This is a genomic window from Streptomyces sp. NPDC052225 (assembly GCF_040679615.1).
GTDB lineage: Bacteria > Actinomycetota > Actinomycetes > Streptomycetales > Streptomycetaceae > Streptomyces.
Genome location: NZ_JBFAVD010000001.1, coordinates 370,862 through 385,377, shown reverse-complemented (window position 1 = coordinate 385,377; position 14,516 = coordinate 370,862). Strand labels below are relative to the sequence as shown.

Sequence of the window (14,516 nt, the reverse complement as noted above, 5' to 3'; positions counted from 1 at the left end):
CGACAGTGGACGACGCCTACGGCGAAGCGAGCGATCAGGACCTCCTCGCCCGCCATGTCGCGGGGGACAAGGACGCCTTCGGCGAGATCGTGCGGCGCCACCGGGACCGCCTGTGGGCCGTCGCCCTGCGCACGCTGGGGGACCGGGAAGAGGCCGCCGACGCGGTGCAGGACGCCCTGGTCTCCGCCTACCGGGCCGCGCACACCTTCCGCGGCCAGTCCGCCGTGACGACGTGGCTGCACCGCATCACCGTGAACGCGTGCCTGGACCGGGCACGCAAGATGGCTTCGCGGAAGACCGCCCCCGTGGACGACGCAGAGCGCCTCGACCAGCTGCTCGAACCCCATGAGTCCGCCGCGGCGCCCGCCGAGCGCAACGACCTCCACCGAGAGCTGCTGGCGGCTCTTGGATCCCTGCCCGCCGACCAGCGGGCAGCTCTCGTCCTCGTCGACATGCAGGGGTACCCGGTGGCCGAGGCCGCCCGGGTCCTCGACGTGCCCACCGGGACGGTCAAGAGCCGCTGCGCCCGGGGAAGAGCCCGGCTGCTGCCCCTCGTGACGCATCTGCGCGCCGGGGGCACGGACGAGGGAAGTGGCGAGAACCCGCTCCCCGGAAGGAACCGGACGCAGGGGACATCCGTCCCACCCGCAGCGGGGCCTCGGAACGAGGCAGGACCAAGTGATTCGGCTGCGGTGAAGGGCGGAGGTGGGCGAGCGTGACATCCACGACCGACACGGCAGAGCACCCGGAGGTCACCGAGATCTCCGATCTCGCCGAGGGCCTGCTGCCGCCGTCCCGCACCGCGAGCCTCCGCCGCCACCTCGACGGCTGCCCGCTCTGCGCCGATGTCTACGCCTCGCTGGAGGAGATCCGCGGCCTGCTCGGCACGCTGCCCGGCCCTCCGCGCATGCCCGAGGACGTCGCCGGTCGCATCGACGCGGCACTGGCCGCGGAGGCACTTCTGGACACGCTCGCCCCTGAGGCGCCGGTGGAAGCCGTGCGTGAAACGGCCGAGCCTGTTTCACGTGAAACATCGGCCGACCGTGCCGCCACGGCGACACCACGCGCCGTGGACCGGCCGACGGGACACCCGCACGCCGCGACCGGCCCGGGCCGCAGGGCTCGCTCCGCACGACGCCGTACGGGAATCGCGATCGGCTCCGTCCTCACGGTGGCCGCCCTCGGTGTGGGTGGCCTGCTCCTCCAGAACGGCGGCGACACCCCCACCGTCAACAGCCCGGCGAGCGGCACGGTTCATACCTTTGCCGGGGCGCCGGTGAAGACCAAGGTGTCGGATCTGCTCGGCGTCCCCTCGATCGGCACCGAGAGCACCGGCGGCCCCAAGTCACCGCAGTCGTCGCCGAAGCTCAAGAAGGGCGCTCCCCCGGTCCCTGCCTGCGTCCAGCTCGGCACCCGTCGCAACGAGGATCCGATCGCCTCTGAGCGGGGCACGTACGACGGGAAGGACGCCTATCTCGTCGTACTGCCCCACAGGAGCGAACCGACTCGCGTGACCGCCTTCGTCGTGGACGCTTCCTGCGTGACCACGGGCTCCTCACAGGGCAAGCTGCTCTACACCCACGACTACCCGCGCGGCTGAGACGGAGCGCTCGGACACGTCGGGAATGCATGCCCCGTAGGATCCGTTGGGTGGGGTGAGAGTCCCGAGAAGAGGTTCTCCCCGGCAGTACGCAGCAGTCCCGCAGAGACGAGGAATCAAGCCGTGAGCGACGTCCGTAACGTGATCATCATCGGCTCCGGGCCCGCCGGCTACACGGCGGCGCTCTACACCGCGCGCGCGTCGCTGAAGCCGCTGGTGTTCGAGGGCGCCGTCACCGCCGGTGGCGCGCTCATGAACACCACCGAGGTGGAGAACTTCCCGGGCTTCCAGGACGGCATCATGGGCCCCGAGCTCATGGACAACATGCGCGGCCAGGCCGAGCGCTTCGGCGCCGAGCTGGTCCCCGACGACGTCGTGGCCGTCGACCTGACCGGTGAGATCAAGACCGTGACGGACACCGCGGGCACCGTGCACCGCGCGAAGGCCGTCATCGTCACCACCGGCTCCCAGCACCGCAAGCTCGGCCTGCCGAACGAGGACGCGCTCTCCGGCCGTGGCGTCTCCTGGTGCGCGACCTGCGACGGCTTCTTCTTCAAGGACCAGGACATCGCCGTGATCGGCGGCGGCGACACCGCGATGGAGGAGGCGACCTTCCTCTCGCGCTTCGCCAAGTCCGTGACGATCGTGCACCGCCGCGACACCCTGCGCGCCTCGAAGGCCATGCAGGAGCGCGCGTTCGCCGACCCGAAGATCAAGTTCGTCTGGGACAGCGAGGTCGCCGAGATCAAGGGCGACCCCAAGCTCGCCGGCCTGACGCTGCGCAACCTCAAGACGGGCGAGACCTCCGAGCTGCCCGTGACGGGTCTGTTCATCGCGATCGGCCACGACCCGCGCACGGAGCTCTTCAAGGGCCAGCTCGAGCTGGACGACGAGGGCTACCTGAAGGTCGAGGCTCCGTCGACGCGCACGAACCTGACCGGTGTCTTCGGCGCCGGTGACGTCGTGGACCACACGTACCGCCAGGCGATCACGGCGGCCGGCACCGGCTGCTCCGCCGCCCTGGACGCCGAGCGGTTCCTCGCCGCGCTCGCCGACGGTGAGGCCGCTGAGCCCGAGAAGACTCAGACCGCCACCGTCTGATCCGAACTTCCTCTCCCGCAACCCCCAAGAAAATGAGGAGCCCGCTGTGGCCGGCAACCTGAAGAACGTGACGGACGACTCCTTCGAGACGGACGTCCTCAAGAGCGACAAGCCCGTCCTGGTCGACTTCTGGGCCGCTTGGTGCGGTCCGTGCCGCCAGATCGCGCCGTCGCTCGAGGCCATCGCTGCCGAGTACGGCGACAAGATCGAGGTCGTCAAGCTCAACATCGACGAGAACCCGGGCACGGCCGCCAAGTACGGCGTCATGTCGATCCCGACCCTGAACGTCTACCAGGGTGGCGAAGTCGCCAAGACGATCGTCGGCGCCAAGCCGAAGGCCGCCATCGTGCGTGACCTCGAGGACTTCATCGCCGAGTGACTCGGCAACGCCGTTTCACGTGAAACAGACGGTGTTTCACGTGAAACACGAACGGGCCAGCCCTTCCGGGCTGGCCCGTTCGGCGTTCTCCGGCCCTTCACAGCGGCCGCAGCGCAGGCTCCTTCTGGACGGCTCCCAGCAACCGGTCCAGCGCCATCTCGACATCTTCCTTCCAGGACAGCGTCGTACGCAGCTCAAGGCGCAGCCGGGGATAGGCCGGGTGAGGCCGGACGGTCTTGAAGCCCACCGCCAGCAGATGGTCGGCGGGGAGCAGGCACGCGGGTTCTTTCCACTGGGCATCGCCGAACGCCTCGATCGCCTTGAAGCCCCGGCGCAGCAGATCCTTCGCCACGGTCTGCACGATGACGCGCCCGAGGCCCTGCCCCTGATAGCCCGGCATGATCCAGGCGGTCATCAGCTGGACGGCGTCGGGGGACACGGGGCTGGTGGGGAACGCCGTGGAGCGGGGGACGTAGGCGGGCGGCGCGTAGAGCACGAAGCCGACCGGGACGTCGTCCACGTAGACCACGCGTCCGCAGGAACCCCACTCCAGCAGGACGGCCGAGATCCAGGCTTCCTTCTCCAGCTCCGGGGTGCCGGCCTTTACCGCAGCCTGGCCACTGACCGGGTCCAGTTCCCAGAAGACGCACGACCGACAACGCTGGGGAAGGTCCGAAAGGTTGTCCAGCGTGAGCGGTACGAGCCGACGCCCCATGAAGGCAGTTCCTCGCTTCCTTCACCCGCGGCGACGCGGGCAGCTGTCAGCGCGCTCCGTTCCCTGAGCAGGCTGCCGACGAATCCGCCGACCGCTCCCAGTCCGAGACCTGCGGTCATCAGTCCGGTGCGACTCACCGATGGCATGACCCCGCCTCCCCTATGAGGTGCTGCCGGGTGGATGCGCTCTTCCCGCTCGCATCGTAACCAGGATGCGATTGCGTCGATACCGTAGGAAAGCAAAGAGCGGGCCGTGTTCCGGTACACACCGGACACGGCCCGCTCCTTCTGCCGGGCTTCCCCGCCTGATGAGGCGGACAGGGTCAGCTGTCCTGATCCTCCGACGCGTTCTCCTGGAGGCTCTCCTGCAACGCGAGCTTCTCTCCCGGAGCCAGCGTGCTGAGGATCCGCTTGAGGTCGTCCGGCGAGGCGAACTCGACGGTGATCTTGCCCTTCTTCTGCCCGAGCTCGACCTTCACCCGCGTCTCGAAGCGATCCGAGAGCCGCGTCGCCAGCTCGTTGAACGCCGGCGAGACACGCGCTCCGGCCCTCGGCCCCTTGGCGCGCGTGGTGCTGGTCGACCGCGAGCCCATGAGGGTCACGATCTCCTCCACGGCCCGCACCGACAGCCCTTCGGCCACGATGCGCAGCGCGAGACGATCCTGCTCCTCGGAGTCCTCCACGGAGAGCAGCGCACGGGCATGACCCGCGGAGAGCACCCCCGCCGCGACACGGCGCTGCACCGCGGGCGAGAGCTTCAAGAGACGCAGGGTGTTGGACACCTGCGGACGCGACCGGCCGATACGATCCGCCAGCTGGTCATGCGTGCACTTGAAGTCCTTGAGCAACTGCTCGTAGGCGTTGGCCTCTTCGATCGGGTTCAGCTGCGCCCGGTGCAGGTTCTCCAGGAGGGCGTCGAGAAGGAGCTTCTCGTCGTCCGTGGCCCGCACGATCGCGGGGATCCGCTCGAGTTCCGCCTCACGGCTGGCCCTCCAGCGGCGCTCACCCATGATGAGCTCGTAGCGGTCCGGCTCGATCTCCCGCACCACGACGGGCTGAAGGAGACCGACCTCCTTGATGGACGTCACCAGCTCGGCGAGGGCGTCCTCGTCGAACACCTCACGCGGCTGACGCGGGTTGGGCGTGATGGAGTCGAGCGGCAGTTCGGCGAAGTACGCCCCCGCCGACCGCTCGAAGTCCGCCATCTCGTCACGCGTGTCGCGGGCCGGCGTCTCGGTTTCCCGTGAAACATCGCTCTGCGAAAGCGATGCCACCTTCGCCGCCGCCACGCCGCGCTCCGCCGTCAGCACCGGTACGGCGCTGGGGGACGTCGATGCCCCCGCCGGGCTCGACGACACGCTCTTCTCAGGGGTGGGTGCCGCCGGGATCAGCGCGCCGAGGCCACGGCCCAGTCCCCTCCGTCGCTCGCTCACTGAATACCCTCCGGCATGCTCTGCTGGTCAAGTTGAGTGCCCGCGTGGGCGTGCTGGGCGTCGTAGTGGATCCCTACGCCGCGCAGCGCCATCTCCCGTGCTGCTTCGAGGTAGGAGAGCGCACCACTCGAACCCGGATCGTAGGTCAACACCGTCTGCCCGTAGCTCGGCGCCTCCGAGATACGGACCGAGCGCGGGATGCTCGTCCGCAGGACCTCTTTGCCGAAGTGGTTACGGACCTCGTCGGCAACCTGCGATGCCAGCCGGGTTCGCCCGTCGTACATCGTGAGAAGGATCGTCGAGACGTGCAGATCGGGGTTGAGGTGCCCGCGCACCAGATCCACGTTCCGCAGGAGCTGCCCCAGGCCTTCCAGCGCGTAGTACTCGCACTGGATCGGGATGAGCACTTCGGCGCCGGCGACGAGCGCGTTGACCGTCAGCAGGCCGAGCGACGGCGGGCAGTCGATGAGGATGTAGTCCAGCGGCTGCTCGTACGCCTGGATGGCTCGCTGGAGCCGGCTCTCACGCGCCACCAGGGAGACCAGCTCGATCTCCGCACCGGCGAGATCGATGGTGGCCGGGGCGCAGAAGAGACCTTCGACGTCCGGCACGGGCTGGACCACGTCGGAGAGAGGCTTGCTCTCCACCAACACGTCGTAGATGGACGGCACTTCGGCGTGGTGGTCGATGCCCAGAGCCGTGGAGGCGTTGCCCTGTGGATCCAGGTCGATCACCAGCACGCGGGCGCCGTGCAGCGCGAGCGACGCGGCGAGGTTGACCGTCGTCGTGGTCTTGCCGACCCCGCCCTTCTGGTTGGCCACCACCATGACGCGGGTCTGCTCAGGACGCGGCAGGCCTTCGCCGGCACGTCCGAGAGCTTCTACTGCCAGTTGGGCAGCACGACCGATGGGGGTGTCGTCCATCGGGGTCGGTGTTTCACGTGAAACATCCTCCCCCGCCGACTCGGTACGGGGACCGGGGACCGGATCGGTCATCGGTCCCGCGATGTTGGCGTTGGACCGCAAGGATTCACTCTCCTCGACTTCAGGCTCGCAATGAACAGAGCCTCCCATGCCTTCGGGGTCGAGAACCAGCGAGGCCCGGTCTTCTGTGGATGAATCCCCTTCTGTGGACAACTCCGTGTCCTGATGGAGGGATCCGAGGGGTCTACGGTCGCGGGGAGCGGCCGCTGCGCGGCCGCGACTGATGATGCCATGCAGCAGTGAGCGACGTTTCACGTGAAACACGATGCACCGCAGCCTGGTGCGCCCCCGTGGAGTACCGCTGGTCGTCAGGACGGATCAGCGGCACTCATCACATGCGACGCAGAGACTCAACGCCTGCGTCGGGTACGGCCGGTGCGCGCCGCCTTGGCGCGCTTGGCGGCGAAGCGCACACCGCCGGGGCTCTCCCCGACCTCCACGCGCACGACGGTGGACAGCGGATCGACGATGCCCTCGCCGACGTGCAGCACCGAGCTCTCGACCGCGCCCAGCTTGCTCAGCGCGGCACCCGCGCTCTTGACCTCTTCCTCCGCCGTGTCGCCCTTGAGGGCCAGCATCTCGCCGTACGGCCGCAGGAGCGGAACGCCCCAGGCGGCAAGCCGGTCCAACGGGGCCACCGCACGAGCCGTGACGACGTGCACCGGAGGCAGCTTGCCGAGGACTTCCTCCGCACGCCCACGCACCACCGTCACGTGATCGAGGCCCAGCAGCTCGACGACCTCGGTGAGAAACGTCGTACGCCGCAGGAGGGGTTCAAGAAGAGTGATCTTGAGGTCCGGGCGGACCAGGGCCAGCGGGATGCCCGGCAGTCCGGCGCCGGAGCCGACGTCGCACACGGTGACGCCTTCCGGGACCACCTCAGAGAGCACGGCACAGTTCAGGATGTGCCGCTCCCACAGGCGCGGTACCTCGCGAGGCCCGATCAGGCCCCGCTGCACTCCCGCGTCAGCGAGGAGCTCGGCGTACCGGACGGCGTCCTCATAGCGCTCGCCGAACACCTTCCGGGCCTGCTCCGGAGCCGGGGGGAGTTCTGCTGCCTCCGTCACGGGGACCGTCCTTCCGTACCGCACTACCGCATGGGTGGCTGACTAACAGGCTGACAAAGATCGGCCCCGCCTGCGAACAGACGGGGCCGGGAAGCGACGTACCGCTCAGGCAGGAAGCACGACGACGAAGCGCTGCGGCTCCTCGCCCTCGGACTCGCTGCGCAGGCCGGCGGCCTTGACCGCGTCGTGCACGACCTTGCGCTCGAAGGGCGTCATCGGCTTCATCCTGACCGGCTCGCCGGAGCTCTTCACCTCGGCCGCGGCCTTGGCGCCCTGCTCGGTGAGCTCCGCACGCTTCTTGGCGCGGTACCCGGCGATGTCCAGCATCAGGCGGCTGCGGTCACCGGTCTCCCGGTGCACGGCCAGACGGGTCAGCTCCTGGAGGGCTTCCAGGACCTCTCCGTCGCGGCCGACCAGCTTCTGGAGATCGCGGCTGCCGGCGTCGCTGACGATGGACACGGCGGCCCGGTCGGCCTCGACGTCCATGTCGATGTCGCCGTCGAGGTCGGCGATGTCCAGCAGACCCTCGAGGTAGTCCGCAGCGATCTCGCCCTCCTGCTCGAGGCGGGTCAGCGTGTCGCCGGCGTCAGGAGCGGCGGAGGTGGTGCCTTCCGTCACGGGATGGACTCCTTCTTACGTCTAGGACTTACGTCGAGGTCTTACTTCTTGGACGGGGACTTGGGCCGCTGCGGACCGCCCTTGCGCTGCCCGGACTTGGCCTTGCTGCGCTGCTGCGAGCCACCGGCGGGCTTGGCGCCACCGGACTGCTTGGCCTGCGGCTTGGCGTCCTGCGGCTCGTCCTTCTTCACCAGCGACGGCTTGTCCGTAGAGGACGAAGAGGACGAAGAGGAGTCGGAGTCGTCCTTCGCCGCGCCCTGGGCGGCGGTCCCGGACTGGCGCTGCGACTTGGACTGACGCTTGGGCTGCTGACGCTTCGGGGTGCCGGTGCCGCTCGTCGTCGGCGTGCCGTCCTCGTCCAGGACCGCGGTGGCCGCCGTGCTCTTGACCACGGCGCCGTCGGCCTGAGCGGCCAGGCCGGCCTTGGTGAGGCCGTTGATGAACTTGCGCTCGAACTCGTTGCGGTCGCGGCCCTTGGCGACGATCGCCTTGACGACGTTGCGGTCGCGGCGCAGGCGGATCTTCTCGGCGTGCGTCGTGTGCTTGAGCAGACGCTCCAGGTACGCGGCCTGGGCCTTGGAACCCGGCGTCGGGTTGTTGCGGATCACGTACATCTGCTGGCCCATGGTCCACACGTTCGTGGTCAGCCAGTAGACGAGGACACCGACGGGGAAGTTGATACCGAAGACGGCGAACATGACCGGGAAGACGTACATCAGCATCTTCTGCTGCTGCATGAACGGGGTCTTCACCGTGGTGTCGACGTTCTTCGTCATCAGCTGGCGCTGCGTGAAGAACTGCGACGCCGACATCATGACGATCATGATGGCCGTGACGACACGGACGTCGGTCAGCGTCGCGCCGAGCGAGGCGACCTTGTCGGCGCTGTCCGTGAACTTCGCGGCCAGCGGGGCGCCGAAGATGTGGGCCTTACGCGCACTCGCCAGCAGCGGCTCGTCGATGACGCCGATCGTGGTGCCCGTCGCGATGCCGTTGAGCACGTGGTACAGGGCGAAGAAGAACGGCGACTGCGCCAGGATGGGAAGGCACGAGGAGAGCGGGTTGGTACCCGTCTCCTTGTACAGCTTCATCATCTCTTCGGACTGGCGCTGCTTGTCGTTCTTGTAGCGCTCCTGGATCTTCTTCATCTCGGGCTGCAGCGTCTGCATCGCCCGAGTCGACTTGATCTGCTTCACGAAGAGCGGGATCAGGCAGATCCGGATCAGGATCACCAGGGACACGATGGACAGGCCCCAGGCCCAGCCCGTGTCGGGACCGAAGATCTTCCCGTACATCGAGTGGAACTGAACGATGACCCAAGAAACTGGCGTCGTGATGAAACTAAAAAAACCGGCAATCGTGTCCACTAATCAAGCTCCTTGAGCATGGGACGGGGTCTCGGCGGCCAGGCTCTCCGGGGAGCCTTGGGCAGGCGCGCCGGCGGCGGAAGGCCCGCCCTTGCGTTCGCGCCAGGCGTTGCGCAGCATTTCGTGCCACCGCGGACGCTTACGCGGCGGAACATGATCGACACCGCCGAGCGACCACGGATTGCACCGCAGGATGCGCCAGGCGGTCAGGGCTGTCCCCTTGATCGCACCGTGCCGGTCGATGGCCGTGAAGCCGTAGTGGGAGCACGACGGGTAGTACTTGCACACCGGACCGAGCAGCGGACTGATGGTCCACTGGTAGATCTTGATCAGGGCAAGCAGTGGGTACTTCATCGCGCGCCCCCTCCCAGCAGCCGCTGCAGGGCGGCATCCAGGTCTCGGGCCAGCTGTGCGTGGGTGGCGTCGCCCGCGGGGGGCAACGCGCGTACGACTACCAGGCTACCTGGGGGCAACAAGGCCACTCGGTCGCGCATGAGGTGTCGAAGTCTGCGCTTCACGGCGTTCCGTACGACGGCTCCACCCACGGCCTTGCTCACGACGAAACCCGCACGCGGTGGGGAAACGCTCTCCCCAGGCGCGTGCGGGTCCGTTGAACCGCTACGTAGATGGACGACGAGGAGCGGGCGTCCGGCCCGACGTCCTCGGCGTACCGCGGTCGCGAAGTCTTCGCGCCGCCTCAGCCGATACTCGGTAGGCAGCACGTCATGACCTGATTACGAGATCAGGCGGACAGGCTGGCGCGACCCTTGCCACGACGGTTGGCGAGAATCGCACGACCGGCGCGGGTCCGCATGCGAAGGCGGAAACCGTGGGTCTTGGCGCGACGACGGTTGTTCGGCTGGAAGGTGCGCTTGCTCACTCGGGGGCTCCAGAAGAAATCGGGTGGTGGCGGGGTATCGCCTGGCTGTCACCGTGCGCCCACGAGTAGCTCGCAATACGCCCGAGTGCACCGCTACACAGACCGCAAAATTCTTGCGAACCATGACCTTGCCCATCGGAGGCAGGCGGCAGCAGCCATCGACAACTCGACCTGGTTACGGTACGCGCGGCTACGCCATCCGGTCAAACCGGCTTCGTGCGGGGGACACTGTCCACAGGCTGGGGACAACAACTTGAACCGCAGCGGTCGCGCTGACTACCGTGGCTGAACTCCGATTCGTTCCCTTCTCACCACCCCACCCGATTTTCTTCCCGAACCGTGCTTCGGGCCTCACACCCAACCCGTCCCAGGAATCACACGTTCGTGGGACCAGCGAGAGAGCGTGCCCTGTGGCTGACGTACCTGCCGATCTTGCCGCAGTGTGGCCACGAGTTCTGGAACAACTCCTCGGGGAAGGGCGCGGGCAGGGCGTCGAGACCAAGGACGAACACTGGATCCGGCGCTGCCAGCCCCTGGCACTGGTCGCCGACACCGCCCTTCTGGCGGTCCCCAACGAATTCGCGAAGGGCGTACTCGAGGGCCGGCTCGCCCCGGTCGTCAGCGAGACCCTCAGCCGCGAGTGCGGCCGCCCCATCCGGATCGCGATCACGGTCGACGACTCCGTGGGCGAGCAGCCCGCCCCGCCGTCGGTCCAGCAGCAGCACCGCTACGAGGACGCGGAGCCGCCCGCGGCCCCCTCGGGCCAGGGACACGACACGTACGAGAACCGTGACCCGTACGACGGCGGCTACGGCGAGCAGCAGCAGGCGCCCCGTGCCGACCCGCTGCCGACGGCCCGCCCCGCCTACCCCGACTACCAGCGCCCCGAGCCGGGCGCCTGGCCGCGGCCGCAGCAGGACGAGTACAGCTGGCAGCAGCCCCGGCTCGGTTTCCCGGAGCGCGACCCGTACGCGTCGCCGCCGCAGCAGCACGACTACCGGCAGCAGGAACGGTCGCCCTACGAGCAGCCCGACCGCGGCCGCTACGAGCAGCAGAAGCAGGAACGCCCCTCCTACGAGGAGCGCACGGGCTATGAAGAGCGCTCGGGCTACGAGGAGCGCGGCGGCTACGAGCAGCAGCGCGATCGCCAGCCGCGACGCGACCACGGGGAGCCCCCGCGCGGCGGACGGCACAGCGCTCAGGACGCGGGTCCCGGCGGGCGCGGTGTGCCGAGCGGTGCCCCCGGCCCGCTGGCCGCGCAGCCCGCGCCGGCGACCGGCCCTGGCGAGCCGACCGCCCGCCTGAACCCCAAGTACCTCTTCGACACCTTCGTCATCGGCGCGTCCAACCGCTTCGCGCACGCGGCCGCGGTCGCCGTGGCCGAGGCACCCGCCAAGGCCTACAACCCCCTCTTCATCTATGGGGAGTCGGGCCTCGGCAAGACGCACCTGCTGCACGCCATCGGGCACTACGCCCGGAGCCTCTATCCCGGCACGCGCGTGCGGTACGTGAGCTCCGAGGAGTTCACCAACGAGTTCATCAACTCCATCCGCGACGGCAAGGGCGACTCCTTCAGGAAGCGCTACCGCGAGATGGACATCCTTCTTGTCGACGACATCCAGTTCCTCGCGGACAAGGAGTCGACGCAGGAGGAGTTCTTCCACACCTTCAACACGCTCCACAACGCCAACAAGCAGATCGTGCTCTCCAGCGACCGGCCGCCCAAGCAGCTGGTGACCCTGGAGGACCGGCTGCGCAACAGGTTCGAGTGGGGTCTCATCACGGACGTCCAGCCGCCCGAGCTGGAGACCCGTATCGCGATCCTCCGTAAGAAAGCGGTGCAGGAGCAGCTCAACGCCCCGCCGGAGGTGCTCGAGTTCATCGCGTCCCGCATCTCGCGCAACATCCGCGAGCTGGAGGGCGCGCTGATCCGCGTCACGGCGTTCGCGTCGCTCAACCGGCAGCCGGTGGACCTGGGGCTGACGGAGATCGTCCTCAAGGACCTGATCCCGGGCGGCGAGGACGCGGCCCCGGAGATCACGGCGACGGCCATCATGGCGGCGACGGCGGACTACTTCGGCCTGACGGTCGAGGACCTCTGCGGATCGTCGCGCAGCCGCGTCCTGGTGACGGCCCGCCAGATCGCGATGTACCTGTGCCGCGAGCTCACCGATCTGTCCCTGCCGAAGATCGGCGCGCAGTTCGGCGGCCGCGACCACACGACCGTGATGCACGCGGACCGCAAGATCCGCGCTCTGATGGCCGAGCGGCGCTCCATCTACAACCAGGTCACCGAGCTCACGAACCGCATCAAGAACGGCTGACCCAGGGCCGGTCACGGCTCTAAAGGGCGCCCCGGGAGACGTTCCCGGGGCGCCCTTCTTCGTGTGCGGAGGCGGTCGCCACCGGGGCGCTGTTCGATTTCCCGCCGCGTTACGGGTGTTCTCCACAGATGTGCCGGATTTCTTCGATCCACACCCTGGGGACCGAAAAGTTGTCCAGACTGCATCCACAGCAAGGGCTGGTGACAGAGCATCAGGCCAGGTCAGGCGCCTGTGGATTCGTGGACAGAAGATCTCCACAGCCTGTGGAAGAAAAATCTGTCCACAGGCTGTGCATGCCGTTGTCCACCGTCGACCCACAGGATGACAGCCGTTGTGCACAGTGATCGGGAGCTTCTCCACACGGCTGTCCACTGTTCGGCAACGCGACGCGCCCCGTCACCGTGGCGAGTGAAAGGCGTCACACCAAGGGGGTCGGTTGGGCTGTGGGGAACACGGGTAAAGCTGGGGACGACGCTGGGGAGAAGTGGCCCGAGGCTGTGCATCGAGTGTGCAGAACTTTTCGCCGTCCACAGTGAGGGGCGGTTTTCCACCGCCTCGGCCCACAGGGTCAGTGGACAAAAAACCGGGCCTGACCTGCAAAAAGGCAGTTATCCACGGTTTCCACAGCCCCTACTACTACTCCCAACTAGAGAGAGCTGGGAATCCGTTTCGAAGACGGGGCTGTGCACAACTCGCTCTCGGCACCTCGACCGCGGCTCGGCACGACTTGACCGAGGCGGGCAACGACTGTCAGTGCGGTGCGTCAGACTGTTCCCCGGTGTTCTCCCCAGCTGTGGGCCGAGCGACACCGACGTCTGACGACGAAGACCGAGACCAATTGCAGGGCGAGAGCAGCCAGCAACAGCAGGAGGCGGCTTAAGTGAAGATCCGGGTGGAACGCGACGTACTCGCGGAGGCAGTGGCCTGGGCGGCGCGCAGCCTCCCGGCACGACCGCCTGCGCCCGTCCTCGCGGGCCTTCTCCTGAAGGCCGAGGAGGGCGCACTCAGCCTGTCGAGCTTCGACTACGAGGTCTCGGCACGCGTCTCCGTGGACGCGGAGATCGACGAAGAGGGCACGGTGCTCGTCTCCGGCCGCCTTCTCGCCGACATCTGCCGCGCCCTCCCCAACCGTCCGGTGGAGATCTCCACAGACGGTGTACGAGCGACCGTGGTCTGCGGCTCCTCGCGATTCACCCTCCACACCCTGCCTGTGGAGGAGTACCCGGCGCTGCCGCAGATGCCGACCGCCACGGGCACCGTCCCGGGTGAGGTCTTCGCCTCGGCAGCCCAGCAGGTGGCCATCGCCGCCGGCCGCGACGACACGCTTCCCGTCCTCACCGGTGTGCGCATCGAGATCGAGGGCGACACGGTGACGCTGGCGTCCACCGACCGCTACCGCTTCGCCGTACGCGAGTTCCTGTGGAAGCCGGAGGACCCGGAGGCGTCCGCGGTCGCCCTGGTGCCCGCCAAGACGCTCCTGGACACCGCCAAGGCGCTCACGAGCGGCGACACGGTCACCCTGGCGCTGTCCGGCTCCGGTGCCGGCGAGGGCCTCATCGGTTTCGAGGGCGCCGGTCGCCGTACGACCACGCGTCTCCTTGAGGGCGACCTGCCGAAGTACCGCACGCTGTTCCCGACGGAGTTCAACTCCGTGGCCGTCATCGAGACCGCCCCCTTCGTGGAGGCTGTCAAGCGCGTGGCCCTCGTCGCCGAGCGGAACACGCCGGTGCGGCTGAGCTTCGAGCAGGGCGTGCTCATCCTGGAGGCGGGTTCCAGCGACGACGCACAGGCTGTGGAAAGGGTCGACGCCAACCTGGAGGGCGACGACATCTCGATCGCCTTCAACCCGACCTTCCTGCTCGACGGCCTGTCCGCGATCGACTCCCCGGTCGCCCAGCTGTCCTTCACGACGTCCACCAAGCCCGCGCTGCTCTCCGGCAAGCCGGCCGTGGACGCCGAGGCGGACGACGCGTACAAGTACCTGATCATGCCGGTGCGGCTGTCGGGCTGAGGCTCCTGAAGGGCAGGCCGCTCGGGTGCCCCTGAGCGG

Annotated in this window: 15 protein-coding genes; 6 read left to right on the top strand and 9 right to left on the bottom strand. The window is 68.2% G+C overall.

The window, feature by feature from the left end; genetic code table 11:
• The first annotated feature begins 5 nt into the window (after window positions 1–5).
• The 4 genes from sigM to trxA all read left to right on the top strand — a co-directional run bounded on the left by sigM (window position 6) and on the right by trxA (window position 3,080).
• Window positions 6–719 carry an RNA polymerase sigma factor SigM gene (gene sigM / locus AB0L37_RS01940; RefSeq protein ID WP_365498546.1) on the top strand — a complete coding sequence of 238 codons (714 nt, stop codon included), beginning with the start codon at window positions 6–8 and terminating at the stop codon, window positions 717–719.
• Window positions 716–1,600, top strand: coding sequence for a hypothetical protein (locus AB0L37_RS01935; RefSeq protein ID WP_365498543.1), 885 nt, complete (start codon window positions 716–718; stop codon window positions 1,598–1,600). Before sigM ends, AB0L37_RS01935 begins: the two co-directional genes overlap by 4 nt.
• Before the next feature lie 123 nt (window positions 1,601–1,723).
• Window positions 1,724–2,701: a thioredoxin-disulfide reductase gene (gene trxB / locus AB0L37_RS01930; protein WP_365498540.1), complete on the top strand. Its 978-nt coding sequence runs from the start codon at window positions 1,724–1,726 to the stop codon at window positions 2,699–2,701.
• A gap of 46 nt (window positions 2,702–2,747) precedes the next feature.
• The gene (gene trxA / locus AB0L37_RS01925; RefSeq protein ID WP_338698377.1) at window positions 2,748–3,080 is read left to right on the top strand and encodes a thioredoxin; all 333 of its coding nucleotides are present in this window, start codon (window positions 2,748–2,750) and stop codon (window positions 3,078–3,080) included.
• A gap of 97 nt (window positions 3,081–3,177) precedes the next feature.
• Here trxA and AB0L37_RS01920 read toward each other — a convergent pair whose 3' ends face one another.
• The 9 genes from AB0L37_RS01920 to rpmH all read right to left on the bottom strand — a co-directional run bounded on the left by AB0L37_RS01920 (window position 3,178) and on the right by rpmH (window position 10,142).
• Window positions 3,178–3,795, bottom strand: a complete 618-nt coding sequence (locus AB0L37_RS01920) for a GNAT family N-acetyltransferase (RefSeq protein ID WP_365498536.1) — start codon at window positions 3,793–3,795, stop codon at window positions 3,178–3,180.
• Window positions 3,796–4,117: 322 nt separating this feature from the next.
• Window positions 4,118–5,227: a ParB/RepB/Spo0J family partition protein gene (locus AB0L37_RS01915; protein ID WP_365498533.1), complete on the bottom strand. Its 1,110-nt coding sequence runs from the start codon at window positions 5,225–5,227 to the stop codon at window positions 4,118–4,120.
• Window positions 5,224–6,300, bottom strand: coding sequence for a ParA family protein (locus tag AB0L37_RS01910; RefSeq protein ID WP_365499178.1), 1,077 nt, complete (start codon window positions 6,298–6,300; stop codon window positions 5,224–5,226). Before AB0L37_RS01910 ends, AB0L37_RS01915 begins: the two co-directional genes overlap by 4 nt.
• Before the next feature lie 260 nt (window positions 6,301–6,560).
• The gene (rsmG, locus tag AB0L37_RS01905) at window positions 6,561–7,277 is read right to left on the bottom strand and encodes a 16S rRNA (guanine(527)-N(7))-methyltransferase RsmG (RefSeq protein WP_365498530.1); all 717 of its coding nucleotides are present in this window, start codon (window positions 7,275–7,277) and stop codon (window positions 6,561–6,563) included.
• Between the two features lie 105 nt (window positions 7,278–7,382).
• On the bottom strand, window positions 7,383–7,895 hold the full coding sequence (locus AB0L37_RS01900; protein WP_365498528.1) for a R3H domain-containing nucleic acid-binding protein: 513 nt from the start codon (window positions 7,893–7,895) through the stop codon (window positions 7,383–7,385).
• A 41-nt stretch (window positions 7,896–7,936) separates the two neighbouring features.
• Window positions 7,937–9,262: a membrane protein insertase YidC gene (gene yidC / locus AB0L37_RS01895; RefSeq protein ID WP_365498525.1), complete on the bottom strand. Its 1,326-nt coding sequence runs from the start codon at window positions 9,260–9,262 to the stop codon at window positions 7,937–7,939.
• A 3-nt stretch (window positions 9,263–9,265) separates the two neighbouring features.
• Window positions 9,266–9,616 (bottom strand): membrane protein insertion efficiency factor YidD, encoded by a 351-nt coding sequence (gene yidD / locus AB0L37_RS01890; protein WP_338698389.1) that lies wholly within the window; start codon window positions 9,614–9,616, stop codon window positions 9,266–9,268.
• Window positions 9,613–9,984, bottom strand: coding sequence for a ribonuclease P protein component (gene rnpA / locus AB0L37_RS01885; protein WP_365498521.1), 372 nt, complete (start codon window positions 9,982–9,984; stop codon window positions 9,613–9,615). The genes yidD and rnpA overlap by 4 nt, the downstream gene beginning before the upstream one ends.
• 20 nt (window positions 9,985–10,004) lie before the next feature.
• Window positions 10,005–10,142, bottom strand: coding sequence for a 50S ribosomal protein L34 (gene rpmH / locus AB0L37_RS01880; RefSeq protein WP_006381191.1), 138 nt, complete (start codon window positions 10,140–10,142; stop codon window positions 10,005–10,007).
• Window positions 10,143–10,552: 410 nt separating this feature from the next.
• Between rpmH and dnaA the strand changes: the two genes are divergently transcribed.
• On the top strand, window positions 10,553–12,466 hold the full coding sequence (gene dnaA / locus AB0L37_RS01875; RefSeq protein WP_365498518.1) for a chromosomal replication initiator protein DnaA: 1,914 nt from the start codon (window positions 10,553–10,555) through the stop codon (window positions 12,464–12,466).
• Between the two features lie 880 nt (window positions 12,467–13,346).
• The gene (dnaN, locus tag AB0L37_RS01870) at window positions 13,347–14,477 is read left to right on the top strand and encodes a DNA polymerase III subunit beta (protein ID WP_018529725.1); all 1,131 of its coding nucleotides are present in this window, start codon (window positions 13,347–13,349) and stop codon (window positions 14,475–14,477) included.
• Window positions 14,478–14,516 lie beyond the last annotated feature (39 nt).